Below are 15,795 nucleotides of genomic sequence, written 5' to 3'. Positions count from 1 at the left end.
TGTGCGAGTAGGGACAACCCTTGTGGTTGTCCACAAAAAACAAAAATCCACATCTCATCCAATGTATGCTATAATTCAGAGAATATGAGCGCTCCTATAATTGTGTGCTTTACTATAAACCAAATTTGTAGCCTGCAACAACGGCGCAGGCGGGTCTACGGAGAGGCACTTCATTCATCAAACCGACTTGACCGAACCGCAAGGAATAATTAAAAATGTCAAAAAGGGCGTTAATTATCGGCATCGCCTTGGCGGTCTTGGAATGTTTAATCGCGCCCTACAACGATTTTGTCATTCGGAACACCTTTCTGGCGGGGGGGCATTTTCCGCTTGCCCCATTTTTTGCCCTGACTGTCTTGGCGTTGGTTGTGAATGCCGTCCTAAGATGCCTACATCCGAAACTCGCACTCTCTGCCCAAGAACTCGTCGTTATCTGGTGTATCATGATTGCCGTCGCCGGTATCCCCTCATCGGGAATGATGCGCGACGCATTGTCCGCTTTCGCAGCTTACCACTATTTCGCCACACCAGAGAACGAGTGGCGCTCGCTTTTCTTTCAATACATCCCCAAATGGCGTGTCGTGCGCGATGAGATCGCGATTGCCTCCTTCTATGAAGGCGTGTCTGTCGGCGAGCGGATCCCTTGGGGGGCGTGGCTGAAACCCCTCTCCATGTGGGCGTTGTATGTTTTTACTGCCTATTTCGTCATGGTATGCCTCGCTGTGATCCTCCGTAAACAGTGGATTGAGTATGAGAAATGCACGTTTCCGCTCGTTCAATTGCCTGTAGAACTCTCCGTCCATCGGTCAGGCATTGTCAATTCATTCTTCAAAAGCAGAAAGATGTGGCTCGGCTTCGCTATACCGGCGTTCATCCACACCCTAAACGGGCTGCAAGCCTATTTCCCGACCCTCCCACACATTCCCGTCCGATTTTGGCTCGATCCGTTTCTCGTCGGCAGACCCCTCAATGCCCTAAGGCCCTTTCAGATTGTCGTGTTGATGTCGATGGTCGGATTCAGCTACCTGCTCACACTTGAAGTCGCCTTCAGCCTCTGGTTTTTCTTCCTGTTTTTCAAACTGCAATGTCTCGTCGGCAGTATGCTCGGTTTCCTCATAACGAAGGGACCGGGTGTAAAATGGACGGCGTATTCGTTCAGCGCGGCGCAGGAAGCCGGTGCATGTTTGACACTTGGGGGGTTCGCACTCTTCAAGGCGAGACGGCATATCAAGCAACTGTTCTTAAGCGGTTTTGGACGCGGTTCTCCACAATCGGATGTCCAAGAGGAACCGATGCCCGCTGGACTGACAGTCATAGGGCTGATCGGAGGCGTGCTCCTCTTGATATACCTGAGTGTCCTAATGGGAATGTCACTGGTATTCGCGGCGCTCTTTGTAATCTTTTCGGTAGGTGTGTTTGTCGCCTTGACGTGGCAGATTATCAACGGCGGTATCCCTTTTATCAATCCCTCATTTTCACCGCAAAGCTTCTTCCTCACAACGCTTGGCACTGCACGGATGACCCCTTCAACGACAACGTGGCTGTTCATGCAGCCCACCGGCTTAACCTCACACCTGAGAGAGTTTATGATGCCGAATGTGATGAATGGACTCAAGGCAGCGGATACCGTGAGAGCCAACCGGCGCAAACTCCTCATAGCGATGGGAGTGGCCATGGTGCTCGGATTGCTCGTCTCATATTATTCCGTGCTGAAAGTTAGCTACCAACACGGGGCGTTACACGTGCATACAGGGGGCAGCGGCGGGGTCCGCTGGTTGAGTGCCGTCCTTAACAGCCCTCGGATGGGAACAGACTGGACAAATACCGGTTTTACACTTTTCGGCAGCGCGTTTACAATTGGATTGATGTGGATGCGAAAAGTTTTCGTCTGGTGGCCGATCCATCCGATCGGATACACGATGCTGAGCTCGTGGGCATCGTTTAAGTTATGGTTCTCTATCCTCCTCGGTTATCTCCTGAAATACGGGATTGTGAAATACGGAGGACTCAAAGCCTATAGAGAAGCACGTCCCCTGTTTCTCGGATTAATCCTCGGTGAGATGACCTGTGCGGGACTCTGGTCGGTCGTTGGAATGCTAACCGGTGTCCAAACCGGCTATCGCATCTTGTTGGATTGAGATATGCAGGACTTACGCAAATTGGGCAAAAAACAGTGTATTTCCGTGATTTAACCCCCTAAAGAATCAGAATCAGAATCAACGGTATGAAGTCCGTATGGACTTCCCCGGGTATGAAGTCCGTATGGACTTCCCCGGGTATGAGGTCTCCCGTGTGGGCTTCCCCGCCCCTTATCAGGGGGACTTTAAGAGAAAATGCGTAAGTCCTAATATGACTATAGTTTGGACAATTTTGGTCGGGTTCATGCTCGGTTTTCAAGAGATCTTTGATTTTTCTGAAAGTTTCTGAAACAAACCCAACTTGCAGGAAAATAAACCCCGATGCACCCAACGGCAGCCCCAGCGGGGCGATATGTGTATAGAAACGCCAACCCCCCAAGACCTAAGCCCCAGCGGGGCGATATGTGTGTTCTTAAAAAAATTGTCCAAAGTTTAGTAATGTGAACTTGATATTTTCGTTGACAGATCCGTAATTGAACTTGCGTCAACCCACTCATCAGCGATGGCTGGGAAGCTAATAGACATCAGCATTCCAGCTATCATGAGGTCTTATGATACTATTTCAGAATCAGCATCTTCCGTGTTGCCGTGAAGTCGCCCGTAGTGATTGTGTAAAAGTAGAGACCGCTAGCGACCTGTTCATTAACCTCGTTGCGTCCATCCCAATACGCCGCACGACTTTTGCTCTGATAGACACCCGCAGATTGATATCCCAACGCCAAGGTGCGCACCAATTTTCCATCGGCAGCATGTATAGAAAGGCTAACATCCGTAGGGTTTGCCAACTGATATGGAATCCATGTCTCCGGGTTAAATGGGTTCGGGTAGTTTGCGAGCAACTGTGTTGCCTGAGGTCTGAATATTTCAGGGGCGGCCGGCACTTCAGCCATAGGGATACCGAAAATGAGGTGTCCCGGTGCGATCAATCCTGTAATTACATCTTCAATATCTGTACCATCAAAGTTCGCGCGTCGGATGCGCCCTTGTGTATCTGTCCAATACAATTTTTCGCCTGCACCATCGACAGCAATGCCGATTGGTCGACTATTCCCGAACGTGATGAGGCGTTGAATTTTTGATGTCTGAAGATTCACGCGTCTGATTTGTCCTTCCGCTGCGCCTACTTTCTCCGCCCAGTAAAGATGATCACCGGCTACAGTGATGCTTCCTAACGTTCCCTGACTTTTCAAAAAAGTTTGGATGTTTTTTCCATTGAGGTCTGCGTGTAGGATATGTTCGTGTCCATCTGTCCAATAGAGTTTGCTCCCGACTGTATCCACGGCAATATGTTTAGGGGAATTTAGGCCAGTAAGAAAGGTCTGAACATTTGAACCATCAAGATGGCACGTTTGAATGTTACCCTGAACATTTGTCCAATAGAGTTTAGCTGTCAAGGGGTTAATAGCAATCCCAAGAGGGGGGCTCCTGAGTTTCACGATTTCTATCGGCTCAAAAAGACTGCTATCGGGAGCAGAGCAGTAGATTCCCCCACAGTAACGTCCCTCCTGATATTCAACCGTCACCCAATAAAGTTGGCGATTCACCCCATTAAAAACGGCACTTTTTACACGGCTCCCCAGTAGCCATTTGCTACCATCCGGACCATAAAGCGTTCCCTGCCCTTCTAACGTGTCTATCCAATACATATCCGGATATTCTGACCGATTGATTACCATCTTTTCGCGCGAAGTCAGATTATTAAAGTGAACTGATTCCGAAACGCCAACGACGCTCGCGTGGACTACGGGGTTGTGGTAGTTTTGATATCCAAGGCGCAGAAAACTCCAGGCCCATCCGTTGGCATCTGTCCGGGGATTTGTATCAGAGAGTATACCGTAATCGGTCCGGATTTCTCCTTCCGGAAAAGAGTCTTCGGGGTAAGAGAGGGCACGAAATAGGACTTCCGCGTCTACTACGGGATCACCATTGGCATCCAGCACTTCAACGACCAAGGGTTGCGGTAACCAACTGTTTGGAACCCCGCGCTGATTATCTCCAGCGACTTTTCGGAGGGTCACAGGGATTCGGGCATCGGTATTCGGAACACTATCACCCTCGATATTTACTTCCTTTTGAAGACCTTCATTGACAAACTCTCGGATAGAGAAATACTCTGTTGTGAAATTTCCGTGCTTATCAATAACAGATAAAATTTCATAATCATCAGGCGGTAGTTTCAAGTCGGAAGTGATAAATTCAACCGTGGCGCTTTTTCCGCTTAACGATTTACAAGCGATTAAACTGGGGCCGAAGTCACTAATACCGGGTTTTGGGATCCCATTGAACTGTGCCTGATGCAACCCATCAGCATCAGTTATCTCAAAGCGGAGCCGGATCGCATTGGGTGGATGGGCAAGTGGCGGAAGTACTTTTATCCTGCTGGGTGTCGTATCAATCTGAGTTGGGGTACTGTTGAAGGAACGATGTACATCTAACCATTCAGCAGCACACTTAGAGAACGATAGAAAGGTAGGGGACCAACCGTAGGACATGATCCCTGCGGTGCGATAATCGTGAGGGAGTCCAAAGGCATGCAATAACTCATGGGTGAGGATGCTGGAAATATCACTCACCAGATTACAACTGCTAAGTACTGCAAGCCCCCAGCCATTATGCGAACTCCCGCCATCACTTACACCACAAGTTTCCCGATGAAGATTTGCTATGACGCAATAGATGTTCTGAGACATATCAAAATGTTCATCGATTTCTGGTATTATTCTATGTGCACAGTCTGAAGGGGAAGGCAGAGCATAATGTGAGCTGAGGAACTTCCCAGTGACGCGATGCACAACAACTCTATCTAACTCATCAGTTTCAAGTCTGAAGGTCTTTCTTCCAAATCCATGGCGTTCCATTTCGTTGGCGACAAACTGCTGGATGTCTGTCATGACCATACCAACTTGCTTTTCTGCATTCAGGTGCGGTTGGCTGTCTTTTGCGAGAAAATAAACGACGCGTACCGCATACGTGGGTGGAGCCTCTCGTGCAAAACTACTCGGTAAAAATACAGGCACCACAAAAGTGAGAAATATAAGTAGATAAGAGATTAATGTTTTCATGGTAATGCATATAGAAGGTTTTCGGTAAAATAATAGTGAAACGGAGTTACACATACAATCTTCTCCTAATGGAATGCTAACTTCAAGTATTTTGACTGCCGTCTATCACGGCGCGAAACTCGATCGCAGTTTGATACCCCAGCGTCCCGCTTCGTAGGTTAAGACATAAAGCGATTCGTAGGAGGCAATGACCGTGCCATCGGCGCGATAACGTGTGAATTGCGTGTCAACGTGGACCTTGGATGCTGAGGCATGGACAATGTTGCGTCTATCCCAACCGCTATGGTGCCAACCCCGTGCGGTCAGGTTTTTTCTTATTCGCTCCACATCCTGCTCACCCGGTTCGTTGAGGATGCGCATGTTGCTAGACGCAAGACGGTAGTGCGGAAAGTGAAACGTTTTCTCCCACGCAACTATATCAAGACGATTAAATGCCGCCATCCACGTGTCAAGCACTTCTATGATTTCATCTTCGATTTTTTCTTTCATTGTTTTACCTCAAATACATATTACCAAACGCATGTCATTCTATCACAAATCTCCTATGCATACAAGCGGACAATTCTTGACGGAAGTTAAGGGTATGAGATTTATGTTACTGAGCCGCGTTACACAATCCCCGCTGTCATTGTAGAGATGACTTTGCTCCTGAACGATCGCACGCGGTTTGACACCGCAGAGTTTTCGGATAGCAAGATGATTGGCGAGTGTCCCCGTCGGCATAAAGACTGCCGCCTCCTTGCCCAACATTTCAGCGCATTTTTTCTCAAGTTGTTCGACAGTGCCACCGACGGAATAAGAATCCTCTTTAAGCGTAAACTTTTGGTCGAACGCAGCAAGCTGCTGTAGCATCGTTGAAGGCGGTTTCGGTTCTCCGTCTCCTCGAAAGATAACCGTGTTGCTCGGGGGAACCTCCGAGATAAGCCTCGTATCGGATCGGAGTAATTCGGTAACAGGGCGGTCCGTTGTTTGCATCAAACTAACCTCCTTAAGGAGTTTCCTACCCATATCATATCATATCATTTTTTTGTAAGATTGTAAAAAGGTGTCGCTTCCTTTCTCCAAATCGGATATACTGCTACAGAATCTCAATTCGGTATTAATAACCCAAATTGTTAGCCTGCAACAACGGCGCAGGCGATTCAAGAGCAAAGCACGTTAAACACAAAACCCACGCAACTACTCCGCAAGGAAAGTTTAAAAAATGAAGTGGGGTTGTCAATCCAGAGCAAGAGGATGCCCGTGCAAAAGAGAATCAGAGATTGCGTAGAACGTAAGTCATGTTAAACTTCGCCGTCCCAATAACTCAGGCTTGGGTCTCTACGATAAATCTTCCCAACAATGTATGGGAGGACCTTATTAGAATCCGGGTATTCACTCACATCGTGCGGTGTCGTTGTGCCGAGAATGAATAAGGTGACGGGAGCATCGCTGCTGTTTACAAACTTATGTGCCCCGATGGTCCCCGGTGGAAACGCAAGGAAATCGCCTTCACTAACCTCTACATCGCCTCGCGGAGTTTTGAGCGTGCAGGCACCCTCCATGACGTAGCACATCTCCTCCCCGAAATTGTGGAAATGCATCGGGAAACTCATCTTACCCGGTTGCAGCCGGATCACGCGATACCCTAAATTCTTGCCGCCGATGAGCGGATCGATGTCCTTGTCCTCGAAGTCGTAAGGGTGTGGTGCATTTTTATGCTGCCACGCGATTTCATCGATATGAATCCGGTTGATGTAAATGTCGCGCCGCGCTTGCAGACAATCAACGAGGTATTGGCGGGCATCTTTAAAAATGGAGTGCCCGTCCCCGACGAGAATTGTATTGAATCGGAGTTCCAAAATTTTGCGCAGTTCCAGTGCCGCTTTCGGTGGATCGCTCAGCTTACTATCGGTGAGCAGTGTCAGCGCACCCATCGGTTCACCGACCACGAGATCCCCGAACAGGACGGTCTGTTTTTCTGGGAAATAGAGCGCGATTTCACCCGGACTTTTGCCGTGTCGGAGATGGATGGCGTGTAAACCCGGAACAATCGCCTCACGGTCCTGAACCGTTCGGGTCGGTGTGACGTTCAGCGCATCTGCATCGGCTTCATGCACAATTACATCGGCACCCGTCCATTCCTGAAAAGCAGCGGCTTCTCGTTCATGATCGGCGTTGGTCAGAACGATCAACTTCGCGCCACCGAGTGATTTCAGGTGTTCTCGGTCGTCGTCAGACATTGGAACCGGATCTATCAGGATATTTCCGTCGGGACGCACCCACAAATGTCCGTTAAAGTCTATCTGTCGGTCTCTACTAAAGACCCCCCAACTGTATATATCTTCAAAAATCAAGCGTTTCATTGTTGTATGCCCTTATTCTGGGGATTTCCCCTTTGAGACGAGTCCATAAACCTCAAGTTCATGTATAAACGCTCTGCCTAACCTTATTTGCGGGACGATCGCGCCGCGCCTGGGATCATACCGACTGGCTTGTTTTTCATCATCAGTGGTGCCGCTGATGTAGATGCGGATCGCTTCCGTCACGACACCGCTAACGCGCATTTTAATGATTCGACTCTCATTGTTCTGGATCTGCATAAACGCACGCCAACGTCCTTCACCTTCCAATTTCTCGTATATCATGGCGTTTATAATATTAGTTCCATTGATGGTGATCCGGTGAATCGCCTTTTGCGTTGGCAAGTTTAGGTGAATCCACCGCCCATCGGCGTATCCCCTCGTCTCCACATCGCCATCTATCATTTCGGATGAGGTGCAGGTGACCCCTTCGGCGACGGCGTAGTTGTAAAGCTCCTGTGGTTCGATCAGCATCCGCAGTGCCTTGGATTGGCATCCTGAAAAGAGGACGACTGCACAGCATACTATGGAAATAGAAAGATAACGTTGCATCTTTTCCCCCGACGCGGTATTCCATTTTTGGGGATATTATACCGTATTTCCACTTTTCTTTAAAGGGGAATTTTATGAAAAGCGTTGCTTTAAAAGCGCACTTGACCTATAATGAACTATCTGGATTCATGAATAAAAGGAGACAGCACAATGTATAAAAGTGCGATTTTAGGATGCCGAGGACGTGCCCGTGGGCACGCACGCGCATATCAACACGTCAAGGGTGGCAAACTCGCTGCTATTTGCGACATGCAGGAAGATCTGCTCAACGATTTCGGCGATGAGTTCGGTATTGATGCTCGGTATACCGATCTCGACGAAATGCTTTCAAAAGAGAAACCCGACCTCCTGCACATCGTTACCGCGCCCGTGCTGCGCGGCAGCAACGAACGCATCCGCTACCCGCTGATGAACCAAGCCTCTGAACACGGGGTACCTGCTGCGATTGTTGAAAAACCGATCGCTGTGGAGAGCGAAGACTGGCGGCAGATTTCCGGGCTTGCCGAACGTACGCAAACGAAGTTCGTCGTTAACACACAACTCAATTTCCATCCACAAAATCTTGCCCTCAAGCGTGATGTCGCAGAAGGCAAAATCGGTGCGATCAAATTTATTGAGGCAAGCGCACGTAACCCACCCGTCGACCAAGCCCCACACGTCTTGCAACTCGTGTCCTCCTATATCGACAACTCGCGACCCGTGAAGGTCCAGGGACAAATCTCTGGGGCGGAACAACTCGATACCGCGCAACCTTCCCCTGCCAACGCTACGGCACTCGTGACCTACGCCAACGGCGTGCAAGTTTCAGTCGCATTCGGACCAGACATGGCACCCCGTGTGCTACCCGATACCTCAAATAACAGGCATAAACGGGTCTGCGTCTTTGGTGAAAAAGGGTTCGTCCATTGGCGATTTGAGAGTTGGGAACGGAATCTACCGGGCAGTGGATACGAAGGCGGCGACCTCAACTACGGCGCACAGGATGTCATTGCTCAAGGTGGACTCACAGACGCAGTATTTGCGTGGCTCGACGATGAGAGTCAGGAGCATCCGACCCACCTAAAGCAATCCCTTGCGGAATTCAATCTGTTGTTGGGAATTTACTATAGCGGGTTGACAAACACTGTCGTCGAATTGCCGTTTGATCCACCCGATGGCATGATTGACATGTTCCGCGAACGGCTTTAAAAGTAGTAGGGTCTTTAGAAAAGCTACACGCGCTTTTCTCCCGCCGTCCACAAATTGGCATGTTCCGCGAACGTCTTTAAGAGTAGTAGACACGCGCCGCCGTGCCGTCCACAGAAGGAACAATCCTCGTGAATAACGATATCATCTACATGGACAACCACGCCACAACACCAATAGCACCAGAAGTGTTAGCGGCGATGATGCCTTACCTCACGACAAACTTCGGCAATGCTTCCAGCACACACCCCTTCGGTGTTACGGCAATGGATGCTGTGGAAAAAGCGCGCCTGCAGGTCGCTGAACTGCTCGGTTGTTCAGCGGAAGAGGTTATCTTCACCAGCGGTGCCACCGAATCAGACAATCTCGCTGTGAGAGGGATCGCCTACGCCTGTAGAGAGAAGGGAAACCACATCATCACGAGCACCGCGGAGCATCATGCGATTCTCGATACATGCTATGCCTTGGCGACAGAAGGATTTGAAACCACGTATCTCCCCGCAGACAAATACGGGAGGGTGAGTCATGACGATGTGGAAGCCACCATTACGCCGAGAACGATTCTGATGAGTTTCATGTATGCGAACAACGAGGTAGGCACGATAAATCCGATCGCCGATATTGCTGCTGTCGCTGCCAAACACGGCGTGCCATTCCATTCGGATGCCGTGCAAGGTATCGGGCAGTTGCCATCGGAGATGGAGAGACTCGGTGTAGATCTCGCATCCCTAACGGCGCACAAGATTTATGGACCAAAGGGGATCGGCGCGCTTTACATCCGTCGAGATGTGCCTCGACCGCAGTCGCTTTTCCACGGAGGTGGACAGGAAGCTGGCGTTCGACCCGGCACTTTAAACGTCGCCGGAATTGTCGGCTTAGGGGCAGCGTGTGAACTTGCTAAAAACTACATGGAGACGGGAAAAAGTTGCGTAGCGACCTTGCGAGACGCACTCCATCAGAAGTTAACTGCACGATTGGGAGGCATTCATCTCAATGGGCATCCTGAACAGCGGCTACCGGGCAATCTGAACCTCTGTTTCGCGGGTGTGCAGAGCCATGCCCTACTGATGGGGCTTAAGAGTGTCGCCCTGTCAACTGGGTCGGCGTGTGATTCGGAATCGGTGACGGCATCACATGTTTTAGTTGCAATGGGGATTCCAAATGAACTGGCGTTAACTGCTGTCCGTTTCGGTTTAGGACGCTACAACACCGCGGAAGAGGTTGAGATCGTTGCTGATGAGGTCGTAAAGGTTGTTAACCGGTTACGTGCATTAGCCCCTGAATAATATGCTATACTTCTATCGTCAAGTTTAACATCTATAACAGCAGGAGACACGCATGTCATCTATTGCAGCCCGAACCTACTTAACCCCCGAGGAATACATTGCTGTCGAGCGGAAGGCAACACTCAAAAGTGAATACCTGAGCGGCGAGATCGTTGCCATGTCTGGTGCCAGTAACGAACATAATCTTATCACGATGAATACAGCAAACGGACTTTATAACCAAGTGACGGAGCGAGGATGCAGAGTCTATGGCAGTGATATGCGCGTCGGAATTAGCACCGGTGTTTCCTATTTCTATCCAGATGTTACGATTGTCTGTGATGAACCCCGCTTTGAGGATGATGTTTTTGATACACTCATCAATCCGCGAGTCGTTATTGAAGTGCTTTCCGATTCAACCGCAAACTATGACCGAGGTGAGAAATTCATACGCTATCGGCAATTAGAATCCCTCCAAGAATACATCCTTATTTCACAAGATCAGGTTCATATCGAACACTACCTCCGTCAGGGCAAACAATGGATACTCAGCGAATTTAGCGCACTTGAAAACGTGTTACCACTCGTTTCGATTGAGGCAGAACTCTCCTTAGGTCAGGTTTACAGATTCGTCGAATTTGAAACAGATGCCACCGCTCAAACGACGGTAGAGGCTGGGTAACCCAGCCCCTACAAAGAGGAAATCCGTCTCATGCTGATTGTTGAACAACTCACTGCTTGCGGATTGGGCAAAACAGAAGCATCAGAGATCGTAAAAGCCGTCAATCGGATATTGAAGACCCAATCTCCCGCTGCCTGTTGGCACGAAATTTCACGCCACATTCTCACGCCGCATCACCCATTCGCACTCCACCAACTGCTTTATGAGACAGTGTATGCCGACTTTGATCGCGCAACAGACCAGCCAGCCCCCGCATGGTTTCCTACAGATACAGATATCACCGAAGCAAATATCACCCGTCTAATGGCGACTTTAAATCTGAAAACCTATCGTGAACTCCACGCGTGGACGGTGCAGAATCGGGACACGTTTTGGCAGATGATGATTGAGGCATTGGACATTAAGACAATGGCTACAAACCCCAAGGCACAACAAGACGGAACGGGCATCGCAACACATCTACGTGAACTCAACATCGTCGAAAGCTGCTTCAGCGCATCTCCTGAGGCTATCGCCATTGCTACGCAACAAGAGAACCATGAAGGTCTGGCAACATTCACCTATCGCGAACTGGAGTCCCTCACCAATCGCGTCGCGAATGGGCTTGTTGAAATTGGTATGGAGCCGGGCGATGCCGTGGCAGTTGACATGCCGATGAATGCTGAATCTGTTGCTATCTATCTGGGGATCGTCAAAGCGGGCTGTGTTGTTGTCGGTATCGCCGATAGTTTCGCACCGGACGAAATCGCCACCCGTCTCCGCATCGGCAAAGCAAAAGCGATCTTCACACAGGATTATATAAACAGAGCAGGGAAACACCTCCCGTTGTATGAGAAAGTAATCGCCGCAAATGCCCCGAAAGCGATTATTTTTTCCTATGAAGGCGGGGACGCTGCCGCGCCAACCCAACGTGAAGGCGATATGACATGGGATGCCTTCCTAAGTGACACCGAGACCTTTACCGCTATCCCGTGCCATCCTGATGCCCATACCAATATCCTTTTCTCCTCCGGGACCACTGGCGAACCGAAAGCGATCCCGTGGACACATACCACCCCGATCAAATGCGCAGCGGATGCCTATCTACACCACGACATTCACGCCAACGACGTGTTGGCATGGTACACGAACCTCGGTTGGATGATGGGACCGTGGCTCATCTATGCCAGCCTCATCAACAAAGCCACTATTGCCCTATATGATGGCGTTCCCACAGGACGTGACTTCGGGGTCTTTGTCCAGAACGCGAAGGTCAGCATGCTCGGGGTTGTGCCTACCCTCGTGCGCGCCTGGAAAAATATAGATTGTATGCACGGGCTCGACTGGCAGTCTATCCGAGCCTTCAGTTCAACGGGTGAATGTTCGAACCCAGAAGAAATGCTTTATCTCATGTCCTTAGCGGGTTATAAACCGGTGATAGAATATTGCGGGGGCACCGAAATTGGAGGCGCTTATGTCACAGGGACGCGAGTGCAACCCGCTGCACCTTCGACCTTTACCACGCCAGCACTCGGTTTAGATTTCCTGCTTTATGATGACGATGGAAACCCCTCTGACAACGGTGAAGTTTTCATTGTCTCACCCTCCCTCGGTCTCTCCACGAGTCTGCTCAACGCCGAGCACAATGAGGTCTACTTTGCAGGGACACCACGGCCTGAGCTACGCCGGCACGGCGATGCACTTGAAAGGTTAGCGGACGGCTATTACCGCATTCACGGACGCGTTGATGATACGATGAACCTGAGCGGGATCAAGGTGAGTTCCGCAGAGATTGAGGAAGTCCTTAACGGGGTTGATGGGATACAAGAAACAGCAGCGGTCGCCGTTTCACCGAAAGACGGAGGTCCCAGCCAACTCGTCATTTATACTGTGCCGGTAGCATCAGAATCTCAGAAACCAACAAATGTAGACGGGAATTCCGATTCCCAACAGGATATCCATGATGCGTTGCAAGCCGCGCTCTCCCAACATCTCAATCCGCTATTCAGGATCCATGATGTCGTCATCGTGGATGCATTGCCACGAACCGCCTCCAATAAGGTGATGCGCCGGTTGCTGCGTCAACAGTTATAGTTTGGAATACGATTTATTATAATCACTGGTCGGATTTGACAATTTTCTAATGGCATGCTACTATTTTCCCAATTCACGTCAATAAATGGAGTTGCACCATGCAAGAGAAACAATTCAAAGTTAGAGCAGCACATTGCGATTATCGCGCAACGGAGGAGGAGATTTATCAAACGCTCCGCCGTATCACCGATCCGCTCACCCGTGCTTGGAAACCGATTGAGACCGCCAAGAAGGTGGTCATGAAGTTTAATATGATGAAGCCCGCTGAGCGCATTATCTACTTTGAAGGGCGCCGCCGAGAATTGGTAGACGATGCCGTCTGTCGTGCCGTGTTGCGACTAATCAAGGAACACACCACGGCGCAGTTGGTCGCTACCGACACAAACCCGTATACCCACGGGCATCGGATGCCCCCCAATTTCAACTATGAATACCTTCTCAAAGAATTCGACGTGCAGTTCGTCGATTCCAACCTACCCCCCTTCACGGTCTACGATGTCCCCGGCGGTGGTTCAATGTTCGATCGCTATACATTGAGTTCTTGTTTTGACGATGCCGATGCCGTCGTTTCTGTGGCGAAGATGAAGAACCACGCCTTCATGGGTATCACTTTGTGCACCAAAAACCTGTTCGGGTTGCCACCGATGCTGCTCCCAGAGGGCAGGACACGCAGTTATTACCATCATCTCATCCGACTCTCCTATGTACTCCCGGATCTCGCACTCATCACGAAGCCGTGCCTCAATATCATTGATGCGTTGACGGGGCAGTGGGGACGCGAATGGGGTGGTGTCGGCAGAATCTGTAACGCACTCATCGCGGGGGATCATCCGATCTCTACTGACACCGTTGGGATGCATCTGATGGGACACGATCCACAGTCCGACTGGCCCACACCCCCCTTCAAGCGTGATCGGAACCATATCCTCATCGCAGCACAGCGCGGATACGGCACTGTCAACTTAGATGAAATCGACTGGGAGAGTGAAGTCAAGGCACCCTTGGCGGAGTTCGATTCTGTCGAAACGGATACGCCAGGGACGGTCGCCAACTGGCGGCGAACGACGTGTGAACAGGGATTGGTTTATCTCGAAAATCAGAAAGACTTGATTGACCGCTATCGTAACAATTTCATCTATATGCAAGGCGGGGAAGTCGTTTGGAGCGGACCGGATCCCTCGAATCTCGGCAGCCGTCGACAGTTGAGTGGTGACAAGAAGGACAGTGCACTCTGGTTGAAACTTGTCGATGCCGAAGAGCATGAAGGCGAACGTTTCAACGTCTATGAGGAGTGTCTGAAACCCTTTGCGGCGTAAGTTCCGTATTCAATTTCGCTTACTAAAGGAGAACACAAAAATGGGCATCACCGAAGCGGAAAAGAAGCAATTGGACGAACAGGGATGCATTGTTATCCCAGGTGTACTTTCCGATGCGGAGATTGAGGTCTACAGAGCCGACATACTCCGGTTGGCGGAAGAAGAAAAACGGAACGGCTTGGCGCGTCAACATACCGATGGGTATGGGCAGCACGTCCGTTGGTTAGTCAACAAGGGACAGATGTATGAGCAGCTCGTCGCTCGTCCGAAGGTGATGCCCTATTTTGAACACCTGCTCGCTCCAGATTATACGCTCAGCACCCTCACTTCCAATATTATCGATCCGGGCGCGCCGGATGGTGGCTACCATGTCGATAGCGTGCTTGGAACGATGCCGGAACCACTGCCCAGTTTCCCGCTGGTCGCTAACAGTCTTTGGTTGCTCGACGATTTCACGCCGGAGAACGGCGGCACGCGTCATGTGCCAGGTATCCATCTGCAGCGGATCAAACCGCCTCCGGGCACTACCCACCATCCCGATGAGGTTCGACTCTCCGCACCGAAGGGTTCTGTGTTCCTCTTTAATGGTGCAATCTGGCACTCCGCCGGTGCCAATAAAACCGATCAGCAGCGCATTGCTCTGATATGTTTCTGTTGTCGTTCGTTTGTCAAACCGATGTTCGACTTCGTGCATCACCTCAAGCCGGAGGTCATCGAACGCGCCACCCCGACCCTGCGCCGTATCTACGGGTTCGATTCCCAACCCCAACCCCCAGATCAGCCCACACGGTAATCATTTTTCAACCGAAATATTTATTTAAACTTCATCTAAAAAATGACCCTGATAAATATTTACTAATACCATTTCTGATTGAAAATGCTTCAATAAACGAGCTCTTTGTAGCATAGGCTGTTAGCCTGTGCAGTCTTTGAGGCGATCTGTCAATGCGATATAATCTCTTAGAAATGGTATAACGTGAGAAGAATAGGATTTGAAAACGAATGATTTTTTGAATCCTCTCTAAAGCAGGGTTTACGCAGACCCCTTTACAGACGAGGTTTCAAACCTCGCCTACGGCATGCAGATATCGCCCCAATAGACTAAAAATCGGACGAAATGTCCCTAAAAAGTCGTAAAAACGTCTTGATATCCGGGCAGGTTTATGGCATAATTCCTAAA

At 49.9% G+C, this 15,795-nt stretch carries 12 protein-coding genes; 7 read left to right on the top strand and 5 right to left on the bottom strand.

Annotated elements, in window-relative coordinates; genetic code table 11:
* Nucleotides 1-215 precede the first annotated feature (215 nt).
* A complete protein-coding gene (locus F4X88_04740) occupies nt 216-2,138 on the top strand; it encodes a hypothetical protein (GenBank protein MYA55584.1) in 1,923 nt (640 codons plus the stop codon).
* Between the two features lie 557 nt (nt 2,139-2,695).
* On the opposite strand, the gene F4X88_04735 is transcribed toward F4X88_04740, so the two are convergent.
* The 5 genes from F4X88_04735 to F4X88_04715 form a co-directional block, all read right to left on the bottom strand.
* Entirely contained in the window at nt 2,696-5,035 is a 2,340-nt protein-coding gene (locus tag F4X88_04735) for a T9SS type A sorting domain-containing protein (protein ID MYA55583.1), read from the bottom strand.
* Between the two features lie 270 nt (nt 5,036-5,305).
* Nucleotides 5,306-5,689, bottom strand: coding sequence for a hypothetical protein (locus F4X88_04730; GenBank protein MYA55582.1), 384 nt, complete (start codon nt 5,687-5,689; stop codon nt 5,306-5,308).
* Between the two features lie 42 nt (nt 5,690-5,731).
* On the bottom strand, nt 5,732-6,052 hold the full coding sequence (locus tag F4X88_04725) for a low specificity L-threonine aldolase (protein MYA55581.1): 321 nt from the start codon (nt 6,050-6,052) through the stop codon (nt 5,732-5,734).
* Nucleotides 6,053-6,483: 431 nt separating this feature from the next.
* A complete protein-coding gene (locus tag F4X88_04720) occupies nt 6,484-7,545 on the bottom strand; it encodes a cupin domain-containing protein (GenBank protein ID MYA55580.1) in 1,062 nt (353 codons plus the stop codon).
* A gap of 12 nt (nt 7,546-7,557) precedes the next feature.
* A complete protein-coding gene (locus F4X88_04715) occupies nt 7,558-8,094 on the bottom strand; it encodes a hypothetical protein (protein ID MYA55579.1) in 537 nt (178 codons plus the stop codon).
* Between the two features lie 150 nt (nt 8,095-8,244).
* Between F4X88_04715 and F4X88_04710 the strand changes: the two genes are divergently transcribed.
* From F4X88_04710 to F4X88_04685, 6 genes are all read left to right on the top strand, one after another.
* Complete coding sequence (locus F4X88_04710; GenBank protein ID MYA55578.1) at nt 8,245-9,282, top strand: Gfo/Idh/MocA family oxidoreductase; 1,038 nt, start codon at nt 8,245-8,247, stop codon at nt 9,280-9,282.
* A 149-nt stretch (nt 9,283-9,431) separates the two neighbouring features.
* On the top strand, nt 9,432-10,565 hold the full coding sequence (locus tag F4X88_04705; protein ID MYA55577.1) for a cysteine desulfurase: 1,134 nt from the start codon (nt 9,432-9,434) through the stop codon (nt 10,563-10,565).
* A gap of 52 nt (nt 10,566-10,617) precedes the next feature.
* Nucleotides 10,618-11,226 (top strand): Uma2 family endonuclease, encoded by a 609-nt coding sequence (locus F4X88_04700; protein ID MYA55576.1) that lies wholly within the window; start codon nt 10,618-10,620, stop codon nt 11,224-11,226.
* A 21-nt stretch (nt 11,227-11,247) separates the two neighbouring features.
* Nucleotides 11,248-13,299 (top strand): AMP-binding protein, encoded by a 2,052-nt coding sequence (locus F4X88_04695; protein MYA55575.1) that lies wholly within the window; start codon nt 11,248-11,250, stop codon nt 13,297-13,299.
* Nucleotides 13,300-13,397: 98 nt separating this feature from the next.
* On the top strand, nt 13,398-14,615 hold the full coding sequence (locus F4X88_04690; protein MYA55574.1) for a DUF362 domain-containing protein: 1,218 nt from the start codon (nt 13,398-13,400) through the stop codon (nt 14,613-14,615).
* A 40-nt stretch (nt 14,616-14,655) separates the two neighbouring features.
* Nucleotides 14,656-15,408 (top strand): phytanoyl-CoA dioxygenase family protein, encoded by a 753-nt coding sequence (locus F4X88_04685; protein MYA55573.1) that lies wholly within the window; start codon nt 14,656-14,658, stop codon nt 15,406-15,408.
* Nucleotides 15,409-15,795: the final 387 nt, after the last annotated feature.

The sequence above is a fragment of the Candidatus Poribacteria bacterium genome (genome assembly GCA_009839745.1).
Classification (GTDB): domain Bacteria; phylum Poribacteria; class WGA-4E; order WGA-4E; family WGA-3G; genus WGA-3G.
The sequence above is the reverse complement of the archived record's forward strand: the minus strand, read 5'-3'. Positions and strand labels throughout refer to the sequence as shown.